We start from the raw sequence: 379 nt of genomic DNA on the forward strand, positions 1-379 counted from the left end.
CCGGCACCCGCGCCACCAAACCCCGCCAGCTCTCCACCGCCTCCTCGGCCACCTTCAACGCACCAACCCGATCCCCACAATCCCCCAACAGGACGCCCAGGTTGGTCAACGCGCGCGCCAGATCCGCCTCGAACGCCCCCGGCACCCGCTCCACCAAACCCCGCCAGCTCTCCACCGCCTCCTCGGCCGCCTTCAACGCACCAACCCGATCCCCACAATCCCCCAACAGAGCACCCAGGTTGGTCAACGCGCGCGCCAGGTCCGCCTCGAACGTCCCCGGCACCCGCTCCACCAAACCCCGCCAGCTCTCCACCGCCTCCTCGGCCACCTTCAACGCACCAACCCGATCCCCACAATCCCCCAACCGGACGCCCAGGTT

The 379-nt window shown here is 69.7% G+C and carries 1 protein-coding gene; it reads right to left on the minus strand.

Translation table 11 applies throughout. The features are described from left to right. Positions 1-379, minus strand: a 379-nt coding sequence (locus tag EII42_RS12450) for a tetratricopeptide repeat protein (RefSeq protein WP_158676537.1), incomplete at both ends; no start/stop codon positions are given.

The sequence above is a fragment of the Tessaracoccus sp. OH4464_COT-324 genome, from assembly GCF_003932855.1.
Lineage (GTDB): Bacteria > Actinomycetota > Actinomycetes > Propionibacteriales > Propionibacteriaceae > Arachnia.